The organism is Dyella sp. (assembly GCF_035277725.1).
In the GTDB taxonomy this organism is placed as follows: Bacteria; Pseudomonadota; Gammaproteobacteria; order Xanthomonadales; family Rhodanobacteraceae; genus Dyella_B.
The window spans coordinates 1-15727 of the sequence record NZ_DATEJY010000161.1; the positions used below are offsets into that span (position 1 = coordinate 1).

17 protein-coding genes are annotated in these 15727 nt (G+C 59.4%); 8 read left to right on the forward strand and 9 right to left on the reverse strand.

What is annotated here, in order from left to right:
- Positions 1-453: 453 nt before the first annotated feature.
- The 3 genes from VJR68_RS14490 to VJR68_RS14500 form a co-directional block, all read right to left on the reverse strand.
- The gene (locus VJR68_RS14490) at positions 454-1617 is read right to left on the reverse strand and encodes a YncE family protein (RefSeq protein WP_324148762.1); all 1164 of its coding nucleotides are present in this window, start codon (positions 1615-1617) and stop codon (positions 454-456) included.
- Between the two features lie 51 nt (positions 1618-1668).
- Positions 1669-2493 (reverse strand): creatininase family protein, encoded by an 825-nt coding sequence (locus VJR68_RS14495; RefSeq protein WP_324148764.1) that lies wholly within the window; start codon positions 2491-2493, stop codon positions 1669-1671.
- A gap of 111 nt (positions 2494-2604) precedes the next feature.
- Positions 2605-2922: a hypothetical protein gene (locus VJR68_RS14500; protein WP_324148766.1), complete on the reverse strand. Its 318-nt coding sequence runs from the start codon at positions 2920-2922 to the stop codon at positions 2605-2607.
- Positions 2923-3030: 108 nt separating this feature from the next.
- Here VJR68_RS14500 and VJR68_RS14505 point away from each other — a divergent pair, with 108 nt between their 5' ends.
- Entirely contained in the window at positions 3031-3270 is a 240-nt protein-coding gene (locus VJR68_RS14505) for a hypothetical protein (protein ID WP_324148768.1), read from the forward strand.
- A gap of 110 nt (positions 3271-3380) precedes the next feature.
- Here VJR68_RS14505 and VJR68_RS14510 read toward each other — a convergent pair whose 3' ends face one another.
- Positions 3381-4127, reverse strand: coding sequence for a glutathione S-transferase family protein (locus VJR68_RS14510; protein WP_324148770.1), 747 nt, complete (start codon positions 4125-4127; stop codon positions 3381-3383).
- A 141-nt stretch (positions 4128-4268) separates the two neighbouring features.
- On the reverse strand, positions 4269-4904 hold the full coding sequence (locus tag VJR68_RS14515) for a GIY-YIG nuclease family protein (RefSeq protein ID WP_324148773.1): 636 nt from the start codon (positions 4902-4904) through the stop codon (positions 4269-4271).
- A 91-nt stretch (positions 4905-4995) separates the two neighbouring features.
- On the opposite strand from VJR68_RS14515, the gene VJR68_RS14520 reads away from it, so the two are divergent.
- The 4 genes from VJR68_RS14520 (at position 4996) to VJR68_RS14535 (ending at position 8321) form a co-directional block, all read left to right on the forward strand.
- Positions 4996-5784, forward strand: coding sequence for an SAM-dependent methyltransferase (locus tag VJR68_RS14520; RefSeq protein ID WP_324148775.1), 789 nt, complete (start codon positions 4996-4998; stop codon positions 5782-5784).
- Between the two features lie 170 nt (positions 5785-5954).
- On the forward strand, positions 5955-6254 hold the full coding sequence (locus tag VJR68_RS14525) for a hypothetical protein (protein ID WP_324148777.1): 300 nt from the start codon (positions 5955-5957) through the stop codon (positions 6252-6254).
- Positions 6255-8075, forward strand: coding sequence for a diguanylate cyclase (locus VJR68_RS14530; RefSeq protein WP_324148779.1), 1821 nt, complete (start codon positions 6255-6257; stop codon positions 8073-8075). It abuts the gene before it with no gap.
- 54 nt (positions 8076-8129) lie between these two features.
- Entirely contained in the window at positions 8130-8321 is a 192-nt protein-coding gene (locus VJR68_RS14535; protein WP_324148781.1) for a hypothetical protein, read from the forward strand.
- Positions 8322-8392: 71 nt separating this feature from the next.
- Here the strand turns inward: VJR68_RS14535 and VJR68_RS14540 are convergent, their stop codons facing one another.
- A complete protein-coding gene (locus VJR68_RS14540; protein ID WP_324148783.1) occupies positions 8393-9313 on the reverse strand; it encodes an SPFH domain-containing protein in 921 nt (306 codons plus the stop codon).
- Positions 9314-9577: 264 nt separating this feature from the next.
- Between VJR68_RS14540 and VJR68_RS14545 the strand changes: the two genes are divergently transcribed.
- Positions 9578-10087 carry a GNAT family N-acetyltransferase gene (locus VJR68_RS14545; RefSeq protein WP_324148784.1) on the forward strand — a complete coding sequence of 170 codons (510 nt, stop codon included), beginning with the start codon at positions 9578-9580 and terminating at the stop codon, positions 10085-10087.
- Between the two features lie 296 nt (positions 10088-10383).
- On the forward strand, positions 10384-11037 hold the full coding sequence (locus tag VJR68_RS14550; RefSeq protein WP_324148786.1) for a restriction endonuclease: 654 nt from the start codon (positions 10384-10386) through the stop codon (positions 11035-11037).
- Positions 11038-11123: 86 nt separating this feature from the next.
- Here the strand turns inward: VJR68_RS14550 and VJR68_RS14555 are convergent, their stop codons facing one another.
- Entirely contained in the window at positions 11124-11570 is a 447-nt protein-coding gene (locus tag VJR68_RS14555) for an MEKHLA domain-containing protein (RefSeq protein ID WP_324148788.1), read from the reverse strand.
- 62 nt (positions 11571-11632) lie between these two features.
- A complete protein-coding gene (locus VJR68_RS14560; RefSeq protein ID WP_324148790.1) occupies positions 11633-13363 on the reverse strand; it encodes a thiamine pyrophosphate-dependent enzyme in 1731 nt (576 codons plus the stop codon).
- Positions 13364-13910: 547 nt separating this feature from the next.
- Between VJR68_RS14560 and VJR68_RS14565 the strand changes: the two genes are divergently transcribed.
- A complete protein-coding gene (locus VJR68_RS14565) occupies positions 13911-14276 on the forward strand; it encodes a cupin domain-containing protein (RefSeq protein WP_324148792.1) in 366 nt (121 codons plus the stop codon).
- A 14-nt stretch (positions 14277-14290) separates the two neighbouring features.
- On the opposite strand, the gene VJR68_RS14570 is transcribed toward VJR68_RS14565, so the two are convergent.
- Positions 14291-15553, reverse strand: a complete 1263-nt coding sequence (locus tag VJR68_RS14570) for a diguanylate cyclase domain-containing protein (RefSeq protein WP_324148794.1) — start codon at positions 15551-15553, stop codon at positions 14291-14293.
- Between the last annotated feature and the right edge of the window lie 174 nt (positions 15554-15727).

A 15727-nucleotide genomic window follows, 5' to 3' on the forward strand; every position in this document is an offset into this window, starting at 1 on the left:
GTCGATTACAACGCGGATGTGAATCCGGATGTGGGGTTTGACGTGGTGCAGATGTAACGCACATCGCAAACCTATTCCCTCTCCCCTTCGGGGAAAGGGTTAGGGTCAATGCTCCGAACTTAAGGTCTCCCAGTCGCCACATAACCCAAACCCGTCATTCCAGCGAAAGCTGGAATGACGGGTTTGGGCTGAAAGGCACTGGATTCCAGCTTTCGCTGGAATGACGAACAAGAGTTTCCAGCGGTTGAAAACCCTTAAGTTCGGAGCATTGGGATTAGGGTGAGGGGCGAATCTTGACTCAACTCTTATTGGTTAGAACAAGAGCAAAAAGCTCGCCCACGTAAAAACAAAATGCCCCGCAAGCGCCGGCCCCTCACCCCAGCCCTCTCCCCCGGAGGGGAGAGGGAGTGAAAGCATCAACAAAAAAGCCGGCTTTCGCCGGCTTTTTTCGCATCACCGCATGATGCCCGTATGCCCCAGCGAGAACCGCCCGGGCTGCGGCCACACCGCCAAACCGTGCGGCTCCATGCCGACCTTGATGATCTTCACCTTGCCGGTCGCGGTATCGAACGCATACACCACGTCATCGAAACGGCCCGACAACCAGAGCCACTTGCCGTCCGCCGTGACGTTGCCCATGTCGGGGCTGCCGCCACCGGGAATCGGCCAGTTGGCCACCACCTTGCGCGTGGCGAAATCGATCACCGACACGCTGCCCGGACCATGCGGCGGACCGTGCACCTTGTTCGAACCGCGGTTGGCGACATACAGCTTGGTAGCGTCGCGGCTGGGATACATGCCGTGCGTACCGATACCCGTCTTGAGGAAGCCGATCTGCTTGAAGCTGTCGCCATCGATCAGGTACACGCCATCGGCCATCATGTCGGCGACGTAGAACACCTTGCCATCCGGCGATACGCGAATGTCCTGCGGCATGCCGCGCTTGCTGAGCTGCAAGTAGCCGAGCACCTTGCGGTTGACCATGTCGATCTTCACCAGCTTGCCGCCGAACTCGCAGGTAAAGATGGCGTACTTGCCGTCGATCGAGAAATCTGCGTGGTTGATGCCCTTGCATTCCGGCGCCTGCAGGCGCGACTTCAATGCCATGGTGTGCGGATCGCGGAAGTCGAGGCGTGCGAAAGCTTCGGCCACCACGATCGCTTCCTTGCCATCCGGCGTGAAGTACATGTTGTACGGATCGTCCACCGGATCGGCCTTGCCCGGCTTGCCGGTCTTCGGATCGATCGGCGTGAGGCTGCCATCGTTGCGGCCTTCGGCGTTGTTGGTGACCCACAGCGTTTTGAGATCCCACGATGGCACCACGTGCTGCGGGCTGCGTCCGACCGGAAACTTGTCGACCACGGTGAACGTGCTCGGATCGATCACGTACACATCGTTGGAACGCAGGTTCGGCACATAGATGCGCGGCAGATCGCCCTTCACCACCGGGCTGAACATGTTGTAGCCGGCATTGCTGTACATGTTGCTGGGGTTGGTCACCGGCGGCATGCCGGGCACGGTTTGCACCGTTTGCGCCGTAGCTACCGCAGTGACACACAAACCGGCCAACACCACGCCGGCACGCAAGGCAAGACGCCCAAAGCAATCAAATTTCACGGCAGATTCCCGTATTTGAAGAGAACAACGATTTATTTCCCATGACGCGTATCAACGCCCCGCCGTTTCCTGGCGAATGGCGTCGACTGTGCGCGAAACTATAGCATCCACGCCCATTTGGCCGAGCTGTGCCGTGGAGCGCCGCGGATCGCCGCCATACACGCCATCGGCGGCGCCGGGCTTGGAGGCATGGCGCAACTCATTCGCGCGCACCATCTGCGGTGCGACCGCCAGTTGCAGCGAGGTATCGGCCAGCCCCGCGTGCGTGCCGATTTCATCGTCGCGAAAACCGCGCTGACGCAGCAGTTGGGCGTAGCCATCGGAAGATGTTTCGTAATACGCCGCCGGCAGGATCGCCCGCGCATTCGCGCCCGCCCAGCTTTTATTGAGGTGAACGACCACTTGCTTCAGGTCTTTCTGATAGCCGCCGTGATCGCCAAGAAACACGATATTGCGAAAGCCATGCACGGCAAAGCTGTTGGCGGCCGATTCGAGCATTTTCTCGAACACGTCATCGGGAATGGTGATGGTGCCCGGAAAACGCATGTGCGACGTCGGCGGCGCATAGCCGCCTTCCGGCACGTAAGCGACTACCGGTGCCACCAGCGCATTGCCGAGTTTCTGCGCAATCTTTGCGGCAAGAAATTCCGCACGCACGTTGTGCTTGCCCACCGCGACAAACGGACCGCTCTGCTCCGTGCCGCCGATGGGAATGATCACCGTGGTCTTGCCGGCGTGGATCTGATCACGCAGTTCGGTCCAGGTGAGGTCCTGCAACTGTACGGTGGAAGGCGCTTGGGCGAACGCAACTTGCGCCGCGACGGCGAGAACGACAGACGCAAGCATGCGTCGAAGAAAAGCATGGCGCTTGGTCATGGGGATGCGCAAAAGGGATGTGAAGAGCAACGGCGCATATGGTTGCACGCCGTTCACGTCTTCGCATCCCTTTACAGGCAGTTGCCCGCGTTTTGCCCTATTCCGTCGCGCTCATTCGCTCTCCTGGGGTATCGCCCGCCGGAAGATTTCCTCCCAGTAGGCCATGCGTTCGGAATACGCTTCGCGCACCGATTCGGGCTGATCGTTCTGCAGGCTGCGCACGTGGGTAATCGGCAAGGTAGCCGACGCCATCTGCCGCCACGCATCGGCAGCGGCTCGCAAGTGGGAATGGGACGCCAGGAGCGCAGCGATCACCTGCTGGTCCACCATTTGTTGCGCGCTGAGCGCCATCAATCCTTCCAGCGCAATGTCGGTACGCTCGGAGAGGAACGCGACGGCCTCGCCCCAGTTATTGAAACTGACTTCCATGGGCGACTCCTCGGTTCTGGGAGACGGTCACAGCCTAGGGGGACCTCGATCAATTCTGTGTAGGCAACGCTTGGGTGTGAATGAGTCTGTTCACATAGGCTAGCCGACATGCACAAGCGTTGCCGCGTAACGTCTGAACTTCACTTCGAGGTCACAAACATGCAGGACCAGACATTGGCCAACGGCAGAAAGCCCGGTTCATCCGATCGGAATGAAAAAGACGTGGCACGCATGGATCATGACGCGCAGAAGCAGCGCGACCAGAAGATCGAGCAAGGCGTGGAGGAGAAGGACAAGGATGCGCGCAGGCAGATGGGCATCGAGCATCCGGGGCGGATATTGCCTTAGATCCGCCCCCCCTATTTCAGGAGAGCGGACGTAGGCTGGGATGAAATTCCAGCAGTTTTGCGGCGTTTGATGCTGGGATTTCATCCCAGCCTACGAAGCAGCGGTTCGAGTCAGGCAGCTTCCGCTTGCCCCAGCGGTGCCCACGCGTGCTCGGGGTAATACTGCCGCATCAGCTTGTTGACGTAAGCAACCAGATTGGGCCGGCCTACTACCGCATCGCGCAACGGCGTATCGAAGAACGGCGTAAGAATCGACGCCAGCATGGCGAACGCCGTCGCATCCACCGCACTCATGCGCTCACCCATCAGATAAGGCCTGTCGCCCAGCAAGGTCGCGACCGCATCGATGGAACGCACACCCAAGGCTGCAATTTCCGCTGCCGAATGGCGGCCGATGCCATGGCTGCGCAGATCGGCATCCCTGCGTGTTTGCATCTCGCGGCGCAACTGTTCGCGTTGTTCCTCCGGCGCGCCGTTGGCAAAGTTTGCCGGACCCTTGGCGAAGTTCTCCGGCACGATCCAGCGGAACCACACCATCGCGAAATAGAGGTGGTCTTCCAGCATGCGCTCGATCGTCCAGGACTCGGCACGCTGGCGCGCATCCAGGCCTTCGTCCAGGTCCACGCCGTACTTGCGCTCGATATGCGTGCGAATGAAGGTGGAATCGCACACCACTTCGCCAGCATCCAGCATGTAAGGCACCTTGCCCTTGGGCGCCTGAGGCGGCGTGGTGGATTCCCTCGCATAAGCGAGACCCGCCATCTTCAACTGCACTTCGGTCTTGATCACGAACGGGCTGGTTTCCGGCATGCCGAAACCAGGGCGGGTTGCGTACAAGGTGATGCTCGGGGTGGTCATGTCCTTGAGGTCCACGCGGTAAGGAGCGCCTAGCTTGCGTGCCTGCTGCTGACAACGTGTTGTCAGCAGTTCCCGTAGTCGGGTGCGAACCCAACACCGCCATGTCGAACAGAGCTGACAACATTGGGGGTTCGCATGCGCTCACTCCAACCCACGGACCGACGCATACCAAGCCAGCACCCTGGCTGGAAGCAACGAGTCCAACTCCATGCCCACCGCACGGCAAGCATCCAGGTTGTCGAGCAACGCCCGCGCATAACGCGGATCGCGCGCCTCCGCCGGCAAGCTCGCATCCTGCCATTCGATCATTTCCAGCAAGCGCTGCGACCACTCATACAACTGATCCGCCCGCTCCGAAAAGCGTGCATGCAACCAGCCACGCAATGGGGCATGCAACGCATAGCCATACCGATCCGCCGTGCGCCGCACAAAGGCATCCACTTCATTGCCGATGCCGCGAAACCATTCGGTATGCCCACCGGCTGCCTCCGCCACCAGCAACGGCGCCGAGGCGCGATGCTCTGGCCAGCGCTCGATCAGCAGGCGCTCCAGGCGCCGCGCCTCCCGCAGATGCCCGGTTTCCACAAGCAGCCCTTGCTCCAGATCGAACAGCGCAAAAAAACGCGGATGAAAGCTGCGGAACCGCTGAATCGGGTCTTGCGTGAAGCCTACTTTGGTCAAGTCCTCGCCCAGCGACGGCAGCACGTAAACGAACGTTCGTCCGCGGCGGACAGGATCGGGCAACTCCCACTCGCCCAGTGTTTCGCGCTCGCTCAAACCTGGCTCCCGTCCCATGATTGCCGCGGCGCTCGACGATGCCACCCCGGCACGTAATACTGCAACGTAAAGCAGTAGGGGAAATACCACTTTGAACGACACACCTGTCAACGGCAGCCTGGCCTGCGTAGGCATAGGCATGACACTGGGTGCCCACCTCAGCCCGCGCACCCGCAGCTATATCGAACAGGCGGATGTGGTGTTCGTCCTGGTATCCGACGGCATCATCGAACTATGGCTGCAGGGCATGAACAAGGACGTGCGCAGCCTGCAGCCGTATTACCAGGAAGGCAAGTCGCGCATGAAGACCTACCGGCAGATGGTGGAAGCCATGCTGGCCGAGGTGCGCACCGGCAAGCGCGTCTGCGGCGTGTTTTACGGCCATCCTGGCGTATTCGCCTGGGTTCCGCACAAGGCCATCGAAACGGCGCGCAGCGAAGGTTTCCCCGCCCACATGGAACCCGGCATCTCCTCCGAAGATTGTCTGTACGCCGATCTTGGCATCGATCCCGGCGCGCGCGGCTGCCAGCACTACGAAGCCAGCCAGTTCATGCTTTACCGGCGTTGTATCGATCCAAGTGCCTGGTTGATCCTGTGGCAGATCGGTATTGCCGGCGACCGGACACTCAAGCGCTTTTCCACCGGCGAAGCCCATCGGCAAGTGCTGGTCGACGTGCTTGCCCGGCATTACCCGCTGGATCACGAGGTAGTGATTTACCGCGCCGCCACCCTGCCTTTCGAATCCCCGCGCATCCAGCGCCTGTCGCTTGCAACACTGCCATCCGCAGAAGTAGGCATGGCCGACACCCTGGCCATTCCACCGGCCCGCCCCCTGGAAGCCGACGATGAAATCCGTTCCCGCCTGGCGGCCTTGGCCTGAAAGCGGTCATTCCGATGGATAAATAAAGGCAAATACGCCTGACGCGTTAGCTAGTTTTCGATATCGCGACGCACGCTCCCCGCGCGCGATATGATGGACCGCCGCTCGTGCGTGGGAACGACGACGGCCGATAAGGGGGCTCCACAGTCGGTAATACAGGGGTAATTTAGATGTCGAATGTCATTCGTTTTTTGGAAAGCATGGGTAGCGAAGCTCAATGGGGCGACGTCGGCGATCGCCAATTGTCAGTGGAGTTGGCGAAGGCGGAAGTTGAAGACGTGCTGCGCCCAGCTATCATGAACAAAGACGTTGCGCAATTGCATGCCTTGCTACACAAGGAAATGCCAATTGGCTACGTCTCCCCGAGTAATCCAGAGAATCCGGATGAGGAAGAGGAGGAAGGAGACGACGAGCCGGGAGAAAAGAACTTATACCGCAAACTCTCCGTTCCATCTGTTCTTCAGACATAAATGCATACCGCCGGCAATCATCGCCGGAAACTTCCTGCAGGAATCTTCCTGCTGTTCGCCATGTTCGCGGGTGCAACTGTGGCTGCACCCGCTCCGAATAATATCGGGCAGTTGCTGGAGCATGCGGAAGCTATAAAAACCACCGACAACGCGGGATTCGTACGACTACTGCAGGAGATCGAAGCCCGTACGCCCGAATTATCCGACCTGCAGAAATGGCGTTTGCGCTATCTACAAGGATGGGAAGCAACTTATAGCGGTGAAAATGATAAAGCCAAATCTTTGCTAGAAGCCGTAATCAATCAAGCGCCTGATAACGGGCTAAGAACGCGAGCAATTGCTACCCTTATAAATGTTCTGGGTGTTGGACACCACTATGAGGAAGCCTTCAAGTATTTGGATCATGCTCTTGACGATCTGGCTGAAACCACCGATCAAGATGCACGCGCCCATGTTCTAGCCGAAGCATCGCAATTATTGAGCGAAGCCGGCCAATATGATCTTGCTGCAAGTTACGCTAACCAGCTCAGAACTGATTATCCAACCGGCAGAAATAACTGCATGGGTCACATGTTCGGTTTGCAAGCCGAACTCCACGGTGGTCGAACTATCGTACCGAAGGAACGCTTTCAAGATGCCATAAGTCGCTGTCTTGGAGTCGACGATAAGTTGGCCGCAGATACCATTCGTCGCGATATGGCCATTATGGATCTGCAGCACAACAAGTTGGATGAGGCACTCACCATCTTGCAAGGGCACTACGAAGAGGTAAAAGAACTCAACTATCCCGACTTGAATGCGGAATACAACATTCTTCTGGCGCAAGTCTATTGGAAACAAGGCGACACGTCCTTGGCGCAAAAATTCGCCATGAATGCGATTGATATTGCATCAAAGAGCGATCTTACTGAGCCTTTGATTTCCGCTTATCAACTGCTCTATCAAATCGAACGACAGTACGGCAACCTGCGCGACGCGCTCGCCTACCATGAAAAATATGTCGCCGCAGACAAGGAGCACCTGGACGACGTCCGCGAAAAAGCCCTCGCCTACCAAATAGTCAAGCAAGAAGTCGAAGCCAAAAAGGGCGAACTCGACACCCTCAACAAGCAAAACCAGATCCTGCAACTGCAACAGGCCCTCGACCACAAGGCCGTCGTCACTAGCCGCCTGTACATCACCCTGCTGCTGACCGTCCTCGCCTCGATCGCTTTCTGGCTTTACCGCCTCAAGCGCTCACAACTGCGCTTCATGCGGTTGGCACGCCGGGACGGCCTCACTGGGATCTTCAACCGTCAGCACTTCGTCGAAGAAGCAGAACAAACGCTGCGCTACGTGGGCAAGTCCCTGCGCGGCGCCTGCCTGATCCTGATCGACCTCGATCATTTCAAGGAGATCAACGACACGCACGGCCATGTCGTTGGCGACGCCGTATTGAAACGCGCCGTGGCGGTTTGCCAGTGCCATTTGAATTCCTGCGACGTGTTCGGCCGTCTCGGTGGCGAGGAATTCGGCATCCTGCTGCCGGAGTGCACGGTCATCCAGGCGCTGGAGCGTGCGGAGCGCATCCGCAACGCGATCCAGCAAGTGGATAGTGACGAAGACGTTCCGCTCACCGCCAGCTTTGGTATCGCTGCCACGGCACACTACGGCTACGAACTGCGCCGCTTGTTGATCGCCGCGGACAGCGCGCTCTATCGCGCCAAGAACGACGGCCGCAATCGCGTGGTGGTCAGCATGGACGATTACGCACCGCGCACCACCGGTAGCAGCCAAAGCAGGCACGCCGAAGCATCGCCCTACGCAAACTCTGCGGAATAACACATCGCTTCTGTGCGGACGCGCAAGTGCATGCGGCGCTGGCATGCGGCGTTCTTGCACATACTCTGCATCAATGCACACTTAAATCCTCAACACTTCCACCCCAACAACTACAACCACGTCTACCCTTATGCTGTCGGCAGCACGCCAGGCACGCTCACCACGGCACACGCAGGCCATGATGGCTGGTACGGCGGCGTCGGTACCGGCTGGAACGATCAAGGCGGAATATCGCTTCTGAGTTGACCGTTCCAACTACACGAACCGGCCAAACAGCCGGTTCATTGCTGATCGTACAAGCTGACGAATACCAGCATCTATTTGCCGGCATCCTGCCCCTTGTTCAAGTCGATCATCGGAATGGAACCCGAGCCCACCACCTGCGGCAGGATGCCGTTCCAATGCTGCAGGCCGTAGAAACGTGTGTATTCAGGATCGTTCTTCAGCGCCTGCCCCACCGTCTCGATCGCCTTGGCTTGCGCCTGCGCCTGCAACACGGTGGCCTGCGCCTCGCCCGTGGCACGCTCTACCGCAGCGGTCGCTTCGGCCTGGGCGGTAACGGTTTTCTGCTCGCCCTCGTAGCGCTTCTGCGCCACGGTGTTCTCTGCCTGCACGGCCAGATTCTTGGCGCGCACGGCCTCTTCGATCGATTGATCGAACACCGGCGAGTAATGAATGCCGACCAGCTGCACGTCGATCACATCGACGTCGAACAAGCGTTGCAACGCCTCGCTGATGTCCTTGCGCATCTGGGTGGTGATCTGGGCGCGTTGGTCGGAAATGGTCAGCGTGTTGTAGCGCGCGAACGCAGCCAGCGCGCGATCGCGTACCACCGGCAGGATGGTGGCTTCGACATCCACTGATCCGGCGCGCCCGACGTGGTAGAGCAGGTTCATCACCGCGGAAGTGGGTATCTGGTAGATCAGGCTGACGTCGATGGTGACTTTCTGGTTGTCGTTGGTATAGACGTCCAAACCATTCAACGTATAGACCGAACGGCTCGTCTGCAGACGATCCACCGTTTCGAAGAACGGCACCTTGAAATGCACGCCGGTCTTGAGCGGCGCGGAGGTCATCGGCGTGCCGCCCATCCAGCGCGTACCCGCTTCTTCGCTGGGCGATACCACGAACATACTGTTGAGCAACAAGATGACGACGATAACGGCTACCAGCAACCCGCCGCCGAATTGAAAGCGGCCAAACAGCGAACGCGGGTCCTTGGGCGGAAGATTAAGCATGGACGATTTCCCCTGATGGCGCATAGGCATCGACATGGCGCGTTACCGTCACACCGGTCTTTGCCGGCATAACGACCGCATATAAATGCATCCAACTGCACATACGCAGACACCTATGCTGATGGTGGCGGCATCTTGCACCAACGCCATGGCGTTGACGAGTGACCTCGCCATGTCGCCGTCATTTTTTTTCGGAGAATTTACGCGGCCGGGAGCGTCGCATAAAGATCGCGCCACCCTGGCAAGCATGCGACACTCACGCGCGTGCTGATCCGCCCCGCCCAACCCGACGACGCCTTGCACATAGCCCGTGTGCATGTGCGCGCATGGCAGGTGGGCTACCGTCGTCTGTTGCCTGGCGACTACCTTGCGCGGCTTGATCCGCGAGAACGCGCTCAGCGCTACGACTTCGCCAATCAAGACCTGCAACGCCCCAAGACGGTAGTGGTGGAGGAAGACGGCATCATCCGCGGCTTCGCCACCACCTCGCCGGCGCGCGACGCGGATACGCCCGATAGCGGTGAACTATGCGCGCTTTACGTGGATCCCGATGCGTGGGGCCGAGGCCTCGGCACGGCACTGCTATCGGCGGCGAGGCTTCGCCTGGTCGAACAGGGCTACCGCCACGCCATGCTTTGGCTGTTGGCCGGAAACCAACGTGCCGAGCGCCTTTACTGTGCGGATGGCTGGGCTCCCGATGGGCAGGCACGCACCGAAAGCATGCGGGGTGTCACCGTGGATGAAGTCCGCTATCGGCGATCGCTGCTTGTTTAGGCGACACACCGCGCCGCCCCATTGCGTCAGGTGACGCAGGAAGTCACCGCGAGACCGCCGCAACGCCGCCGTGCCCGCACATGCCGCGGATTTGCAGGGCCGATCGCTGCTTTAGGCAAAACAACCACTTCCACGCACTATCACCAGGTCTTCTACGCTCAGCTGAGCAGTCTTTGATCAACCCGGCAGCGTCGGTTGTTTGGCGCGCTTCCTGCTTGACGAGTTTAAACAGGCTCTACGACCGACTCGCGAGTCATTCAAGCATTCAAGAAAAAGCAGGCGCTCAGGAGGGGGCGGTGGCCAGGCATAAAGACGGTGGCATCGAGATGGTTTCCAAACTGCCATGGCAGGCCGGCATCGTCCTCGGCGCAGCAGGTTATGTCGCCATGCGTTATGGACTGGGCTGGTGCATGACTACGTTTGGCGGTCCGGTCGGCCAGTCCCTGGGCACCTCGCTTGCCGACGGCGCCTATGCGCCTGCCGCCTGGTTGCTGTTGATCGCCTGCTGGCTCGCCGCGCTGATTTCCTTTATCGACAGCCGGCGCCGGCATCGCCTGCTCACTTCGCAAACCGGCTTGCGCAGTCTGAGCGCGATGGACTGGCGCGAATTCGAAATGCTGGTCGGCGAAGCATTCCGCCGCCAGGGTTACAAAGTGCGCGAAATCGGGCTGGGCGGCGCGGATGGCGGCATCGACCTGATTTTGCACAAGGACAACGCCACCATCCTCGTGCAATGCAAGCAATGGCGCACCAAATTGGTCGACGTGCGGGTGGTGCGCGAAATGTACGGCTTGCTTATGCATCACCGCGCCGACGCGGTGAAGATCGTCGCCATCGGCCATTACACCGACGATGCGCAACGCTTCGTGCACGGCAAGCCGATCGAACTGGTTTCCGGCGATGCCTTGCTGGCGATGGTGCGGGAATGCCAGGCGGCGGCACGCAAATAGCGCACTATCGTAGGGCCGGGATGACAATCCCCGCTTTCGGCAACTTCCGTGTGCTGGGATTCATCCCAGTCTACATTCATCCCCGCCTACAGGGTGAACAACGCAGCCTGCCCACGCAGCACACCCGCCTCATCGACCAACTGCCACACCGTCCCATCGTTGATCCAGAAACTGCGCTCCGATTTGCTGACACGCAATCCGCGATAGCCGGTCGAAAAACCCTGCTGGCTGACCCGTTCCAGAAACAGCCTTCTGTCCTCCACTTGCTGTGGCCGCGCGGATAGCCGCGACGGTAGCTGCAGCAGTTCGTCCCAGGAATATTCAAAGCAACGCTGCGCAGCCAGGTTGCCGTAGACAAACACCGGATCGGCACGCGTGTCATGCGCCAGCAATCCGAAGGGTGCCTCTTGATACAGCCAGCGCGCGCCCTGCTCATCGGTCAAGGCAGGATCCACCAGCGGTTGGTTGAGCCATCGTGCATAACTCTCCGTAAGCAAGCGATAAAGTGTTGAAGCGGCGGCAGGAAGCGTCATAAGGGCTCGTGCGTGCAAAGATGAAAACCGGCCGCAGTGCGATGCACGCACCGCGGCGTGAGTTACAGATTCTTCAAGCGCGGATTTGGCCCGACCACTTGGTAACTGTCGACCGGCACCTCGACCAGCATCGACGGACGATGCCGCTGATAGGCTTCACGCATGATGTCGGCAAGATTGCTCAAATCGGGCGACACCCGAACACTCGACCAGCCACATGCACGCGCCATCGCGCCGAAATCAATCCGCTCCAGTTCGCCGTGATAACGGCGCGCCGGCGTATCGGGCAGAACCTTGGTGAGCCCCTGCTCCACGATGCCATAGTTGGCGTTGTCCAGCACGAACAACGTAAGGCCTAGTTGCCGCGCCTCGATCAGACAGCCGCCGTAGAGACGGAAACAACCATCGCCGGAAAATACGAACACGTGCTTGCCGGGTGAAGCGATTTTTGCACCCAGCCCTAGCCCATATGCACTGCCCATGGCGGAGCCGCGATACAAGGAATAGACCTTTGCATGCGGATGGGGGCGCTGCGTGACGTATTGGCGGTCTTTATACGCCAGGCAAACGTCGTCGAATCCGAGGCTGTCCGGTTGCCACAAGCCGTCCAGCTGTTCGTAGAACGCCACAATATCCACCGCGTTGCCGGGCGCACTGCCACGCGTGCCGATGTTGAGGTTTGCATAACGCGGCGGTTCCTCTTTGCTGCTCTGCGGATGCGACTGGCACCAGAGAATCGCTTCGCGCAGGATCGCCTCGACGGCGCCCACGGTCTGCTGGAACTCGCCCGCCACCTGATGGCGAAAACTTCCGTGCAGGCTTCCATAAAAATGCGCGTTGGCCGTGATGTTCCAAACCAGGCCGGCCTTGGGCTTCGCAAAATTGGTGGTGTACTCGTCACCGCAGAAGCCGATCGTGATCAACATGTCATGCTCGTTCAAGCCATCCCACAGTTCGGCAGCGCGATCGTTGCCGCCAAAGCCGAGATAACCGTAGCCGTAAGCATTGTCGCGGGATACCGCATTGGCGCCATTGATGCTCCATACGATCGGCGCCTTGAGCACCTCGCAAAGCCGCGACGTGAGATAAGGCATGTCCCGATAACGCGGCGCCTCGTCCCCGGCCATGATGACGATGCGGCCCTTTCTGCGCTGCGAGAGATGGCGTTGCAAAAAGGCGGTCAGGCTTTCACGATCGACCGCAGTTCGCGGCTTGAGCAACATGTTTCGCTCCGCAGCCCGCGACGTCAGCTCCGACAATGCATCAGGCGGCAACACCAGCACCACGGGTTTTGACTGATTCAGTTGATCACGCGCTGCCGACAGCTGCTCTTCCAGCGCATCGATGTCATCCAGCACAAACGTGCCATGCGGCAACTCGGCCATCAGCTGGCCCACCATGTTGCTGCCGGACTCCGTGGTGTCCTGCAACGGTGCTTGATACGCCATCTCTGCCGGCGTGGCCGCAATCAAATAGACGGCCGGAATGTTGTGCAGCTTCGCGTCGCTCAAGCCGCACAGCAAAAGCTTGCTGGCCGCACCCGTGGTGGCCGCCGCGGCAGCGATCTCGCCGGTAGCCAGGTAATGCCCAAGCGGTACGAATCCCGCCGCATATTCGCCCACCGTAAAGAACTCGATCTGGCCGCTGCGCGAGCGGTGCGGCACGTAAGGCTCCATATGCTTCAACAAATGCACCAGACCGCCGCCTGTTACACCGGAGCAAACTTTGATGCCCCATTCCGCCATGGCATCGAGCAGGCGTTCATAGCCAATGCGTGGTTCGACAACAATCATGAGAAACCCCTGCGACTTTCCATGGATAAGAGCAACAGCTGACCGCCCGAGCATCGCGTCGAGCTCGAGAATGACGTGGGTGGCGCGCAGTAAACCTCGCTTTATCCGGTTTGCGCAGACAACATCGAAACATTCATGCCGCGTGCGTGCAATGACACATGCACGCTAAGCAAGCGGTTTTCGCCATGGATGCTATGGTTGGATAAAGTCGATAAATAGGAACTACCGCACAAAAGAACCGTGAATTCCGTTTATGGGCATATGTTTCCGCAAACGGGTTTATCGTTCACAAATTCGTCACGAGATTCACAACGTAGGCCGGGGTGAGCGCAAGCGAACCCCGGCATCGCCATACACAAAGGTATCGATGTTGGGTTCGGCGTTGCCTCGCCCCAACCTGCGTGCACGATGATGCTAGCGACCGGTACAACCCGCCGACGCGTAGGCTGAGATGAAATCCCAGCTTCTCTCGGCATGGCAATGCTGGGATTTCATCCCAGCCTACGTGGCATCATAACGGCCCCATTGCCCTATACAGGGATGCACCATGTTGTCGCCCCAGAACTTGCTGCAAGCATTCGATCGCGTTACGGATTACTGGTCACCGAAAGTCGTAGGTCGCGTCAACGATCAACTGCTCAAGGCGGCCAAATTGAAAGGTCATTTGATATGGCATGCCCATGACGACGCCGACGAATTGTTTTATGTGGTGAAAGGCCGGATGCGTATTGAGTTGGAACAGCAAATCATCCATCTGGGCGAAGGCGATTTCTTCACCGTCCCGTGTGGCGTTCGCCACAATCCCATCGCGGACGAGGAATGCTGGATCATGCTGATCGAACCGGCGTCGACCAAGCATACGGGCGATGAGATCATTCCGCAGACGCGCAGCCTGGATGAGCAGTTGGCTTGAACCTTTAGCGCCGCTTAGCCCGCCTGCACCGCGCAGCCACCATTGCGCTTGACCATATACATCCGCTCATCCGCGCGAATGCATAGCCCATGCGATGTCTGCGCATCATCCGGAAACATGGCCAAGCCGATGCTCGCACCGATCTGCAGAGTATGGCCATCGATCGATAAAGGCGTATCCAGCAGCTGTTGCAGCGCGCTGGCGACGTCGGCCGCTTCGCTGCGGGTGATCGGGCCTTCCAGCACCACTGAAAATTCATCGCCGCCCGTGCGTGCCAGTGTGTCGATACGCCGCAGTCGTCCGTTGAACAGGCGCGCAACCTGCTGCAACACGGCGTCGCCCACGTGATGGCCCAGGGTGTCGTTCACCTGCTTGAAGCCGTCCAGGTCGATAGCCAGCATCGCCATGCGCGCCTGGCGTTGGCGCGCGCGCTCGATCGCACCGCTGATGCGGTCCTGGAACAGACGGCGGTTCGGCAAACCCGTGAGCGGATCGTGCTGCGCCAGATGCTGGTTGCGTTTCACCTGACCTTCGAGCAGCAGCAGGATCATGCCCACCGCGACCAGATACTTGGGCAGATTCCATACCTCGGCGCCCACGTCGACCTTCGGCCAGTACAGGTCGAACAACATGCCAACCGGAAACACCAGCGACCAGGCCAGCAAGCCCAGCGCCGTCACCACGAATCCGCCCGTCCTGCGCTGTTTGGAAAACGCAAATTGCAGGCAGCAAATGAAATAGACCGCGAATAACGGCAGCACACCCATCAAGTCGGCGCCATGCGGGGAGAACTGCCAACGCAGCAAGGCAATCGCCAGCGCGGTATTGACGCCTACGGCAATCCACCGCGTCGCCGGCCGCTCCGCATGCGGGCTAATGGTCACGATGGCGAGCGGCACCAGCGCAAACAGGCTCGCCGCGGCCACCATGACGCTGTTGGGCACCGCCTGCAGCGATGTCAGCGATAGATAGAACGTGTAGACGATCGACATGGCCCAGAACAACAAGCGGCCTTCCCACTGGTGAAGCCGCGGATCCATGGACCAACAGAACAATGTCGCGCACCACACCAGTGCCACGGTGCCGACGATATCGGCAAGCACGCCGCCCCATCCGGGCAGATCCAGAAACGAATACGCCGCAAAATGCAGCTCGACGCAGACCCAGCCCGCCAGCCAAAGCCGCGTCATCACGTTGCCGGCTGGACGCGACACGGTTACGAACGCGTAGATCAGCAATCCAACCGCTAGCAGATCAGGAACTTCTTTCCAGGACATTTACTCGCCCCACGCCAGTGGGAAACCTCATATCTCATCGATCGTGTTGCTATGGGTTATGCGACGTCCTTATCCCCTGAAACATCAAAACCGCCGGGCCATTCCCATGCATGACTCGTGCCGTCGTTGTCGTCCTGGAGAAGCCCGGGCAGGCGGGGCCAAGCCATGCAAACC

Bases quoted from the DNA above. Each gene is read 5' to 3' on its own strand.
- VJR68_RS14495 (WP_324148764.1), bottom strand. From the start codon at position 2,493: ATGACCAAGCGCCATGCTTTTCTTCGACGCATGCTTGCGTCTGTCGTT.
- VJR68_RS14500 (WP_324148766.1), bottom strand. From the start codon at position 2,922: ATGGAAGTCAGTTTCAATAACTGGGGCGAGGCCGTCGCGTTCCTCTCC.
- VJR68_RS14505 (WP_324148768.1), top strand. From the start codon at position 3,031: ATGCACAAGCGTTGCCGCGTAACGTCTGAACTTCACTTCGAGGTCACA.
- VJR68_RS14510 (WP_324148770.1), bottom strand. From the start codon at position 4,127: ATGACCACCCCGAGCATCACCTTGTACGCAACCCGCCCTGGTTTCGGC.
- VJR68_RS14525 (WP_324148777.1), top strand. From the start codon at position 5,955: ATGTCGAATGTCATTCGTTTTTTGGAAAGCATGGGTAGCGAAGCTCAA.
- VJR68_RS14530 (WP_324148779.1), top strand. From the start codon at position 6,255: ATGCATACCGCCGGCAATCATCGCCGGAAACTTCCTGCAGGAATCTTC.
- VJR68_RS14540 (WP_324148783.1), bottom strand. From the start codon at position 9,313: ATGCTTAATCTTCCGCCCAAGGACCCGCGTTCGCTGTTTGGCCGCTTT.
- VJR68_RS14555 (WP_324148788.1), bottom strand. From the start codon at position 11,570: ATGACGCTTCCTGCCGCCGCTTCAACACTTTATCGCTTGCTTACGGAG.
- VJR68_RS14560 (WP_324148790.1), bottom strand. From the start codon at position 13,363: ATGATTGTTGTCGAACCACGCATTGGCTATGAACGCCTGCTCGATGCC.
- VJR68_RS14565 (WP_324148792.1), top strand. From the start codon at position 13,911: ATGTTGTCGCCCCAGAACTTGCTGCAAGCATTCGATCGCGTTACGGAT.
- VJR68_RS14570 (WP_324148794.1), bottom strand. From the start codon at position 15,553: ATGTCCTGGAAAGAAGTTCCTGATCTGCTAGCGGTTGGATTGCTGATC.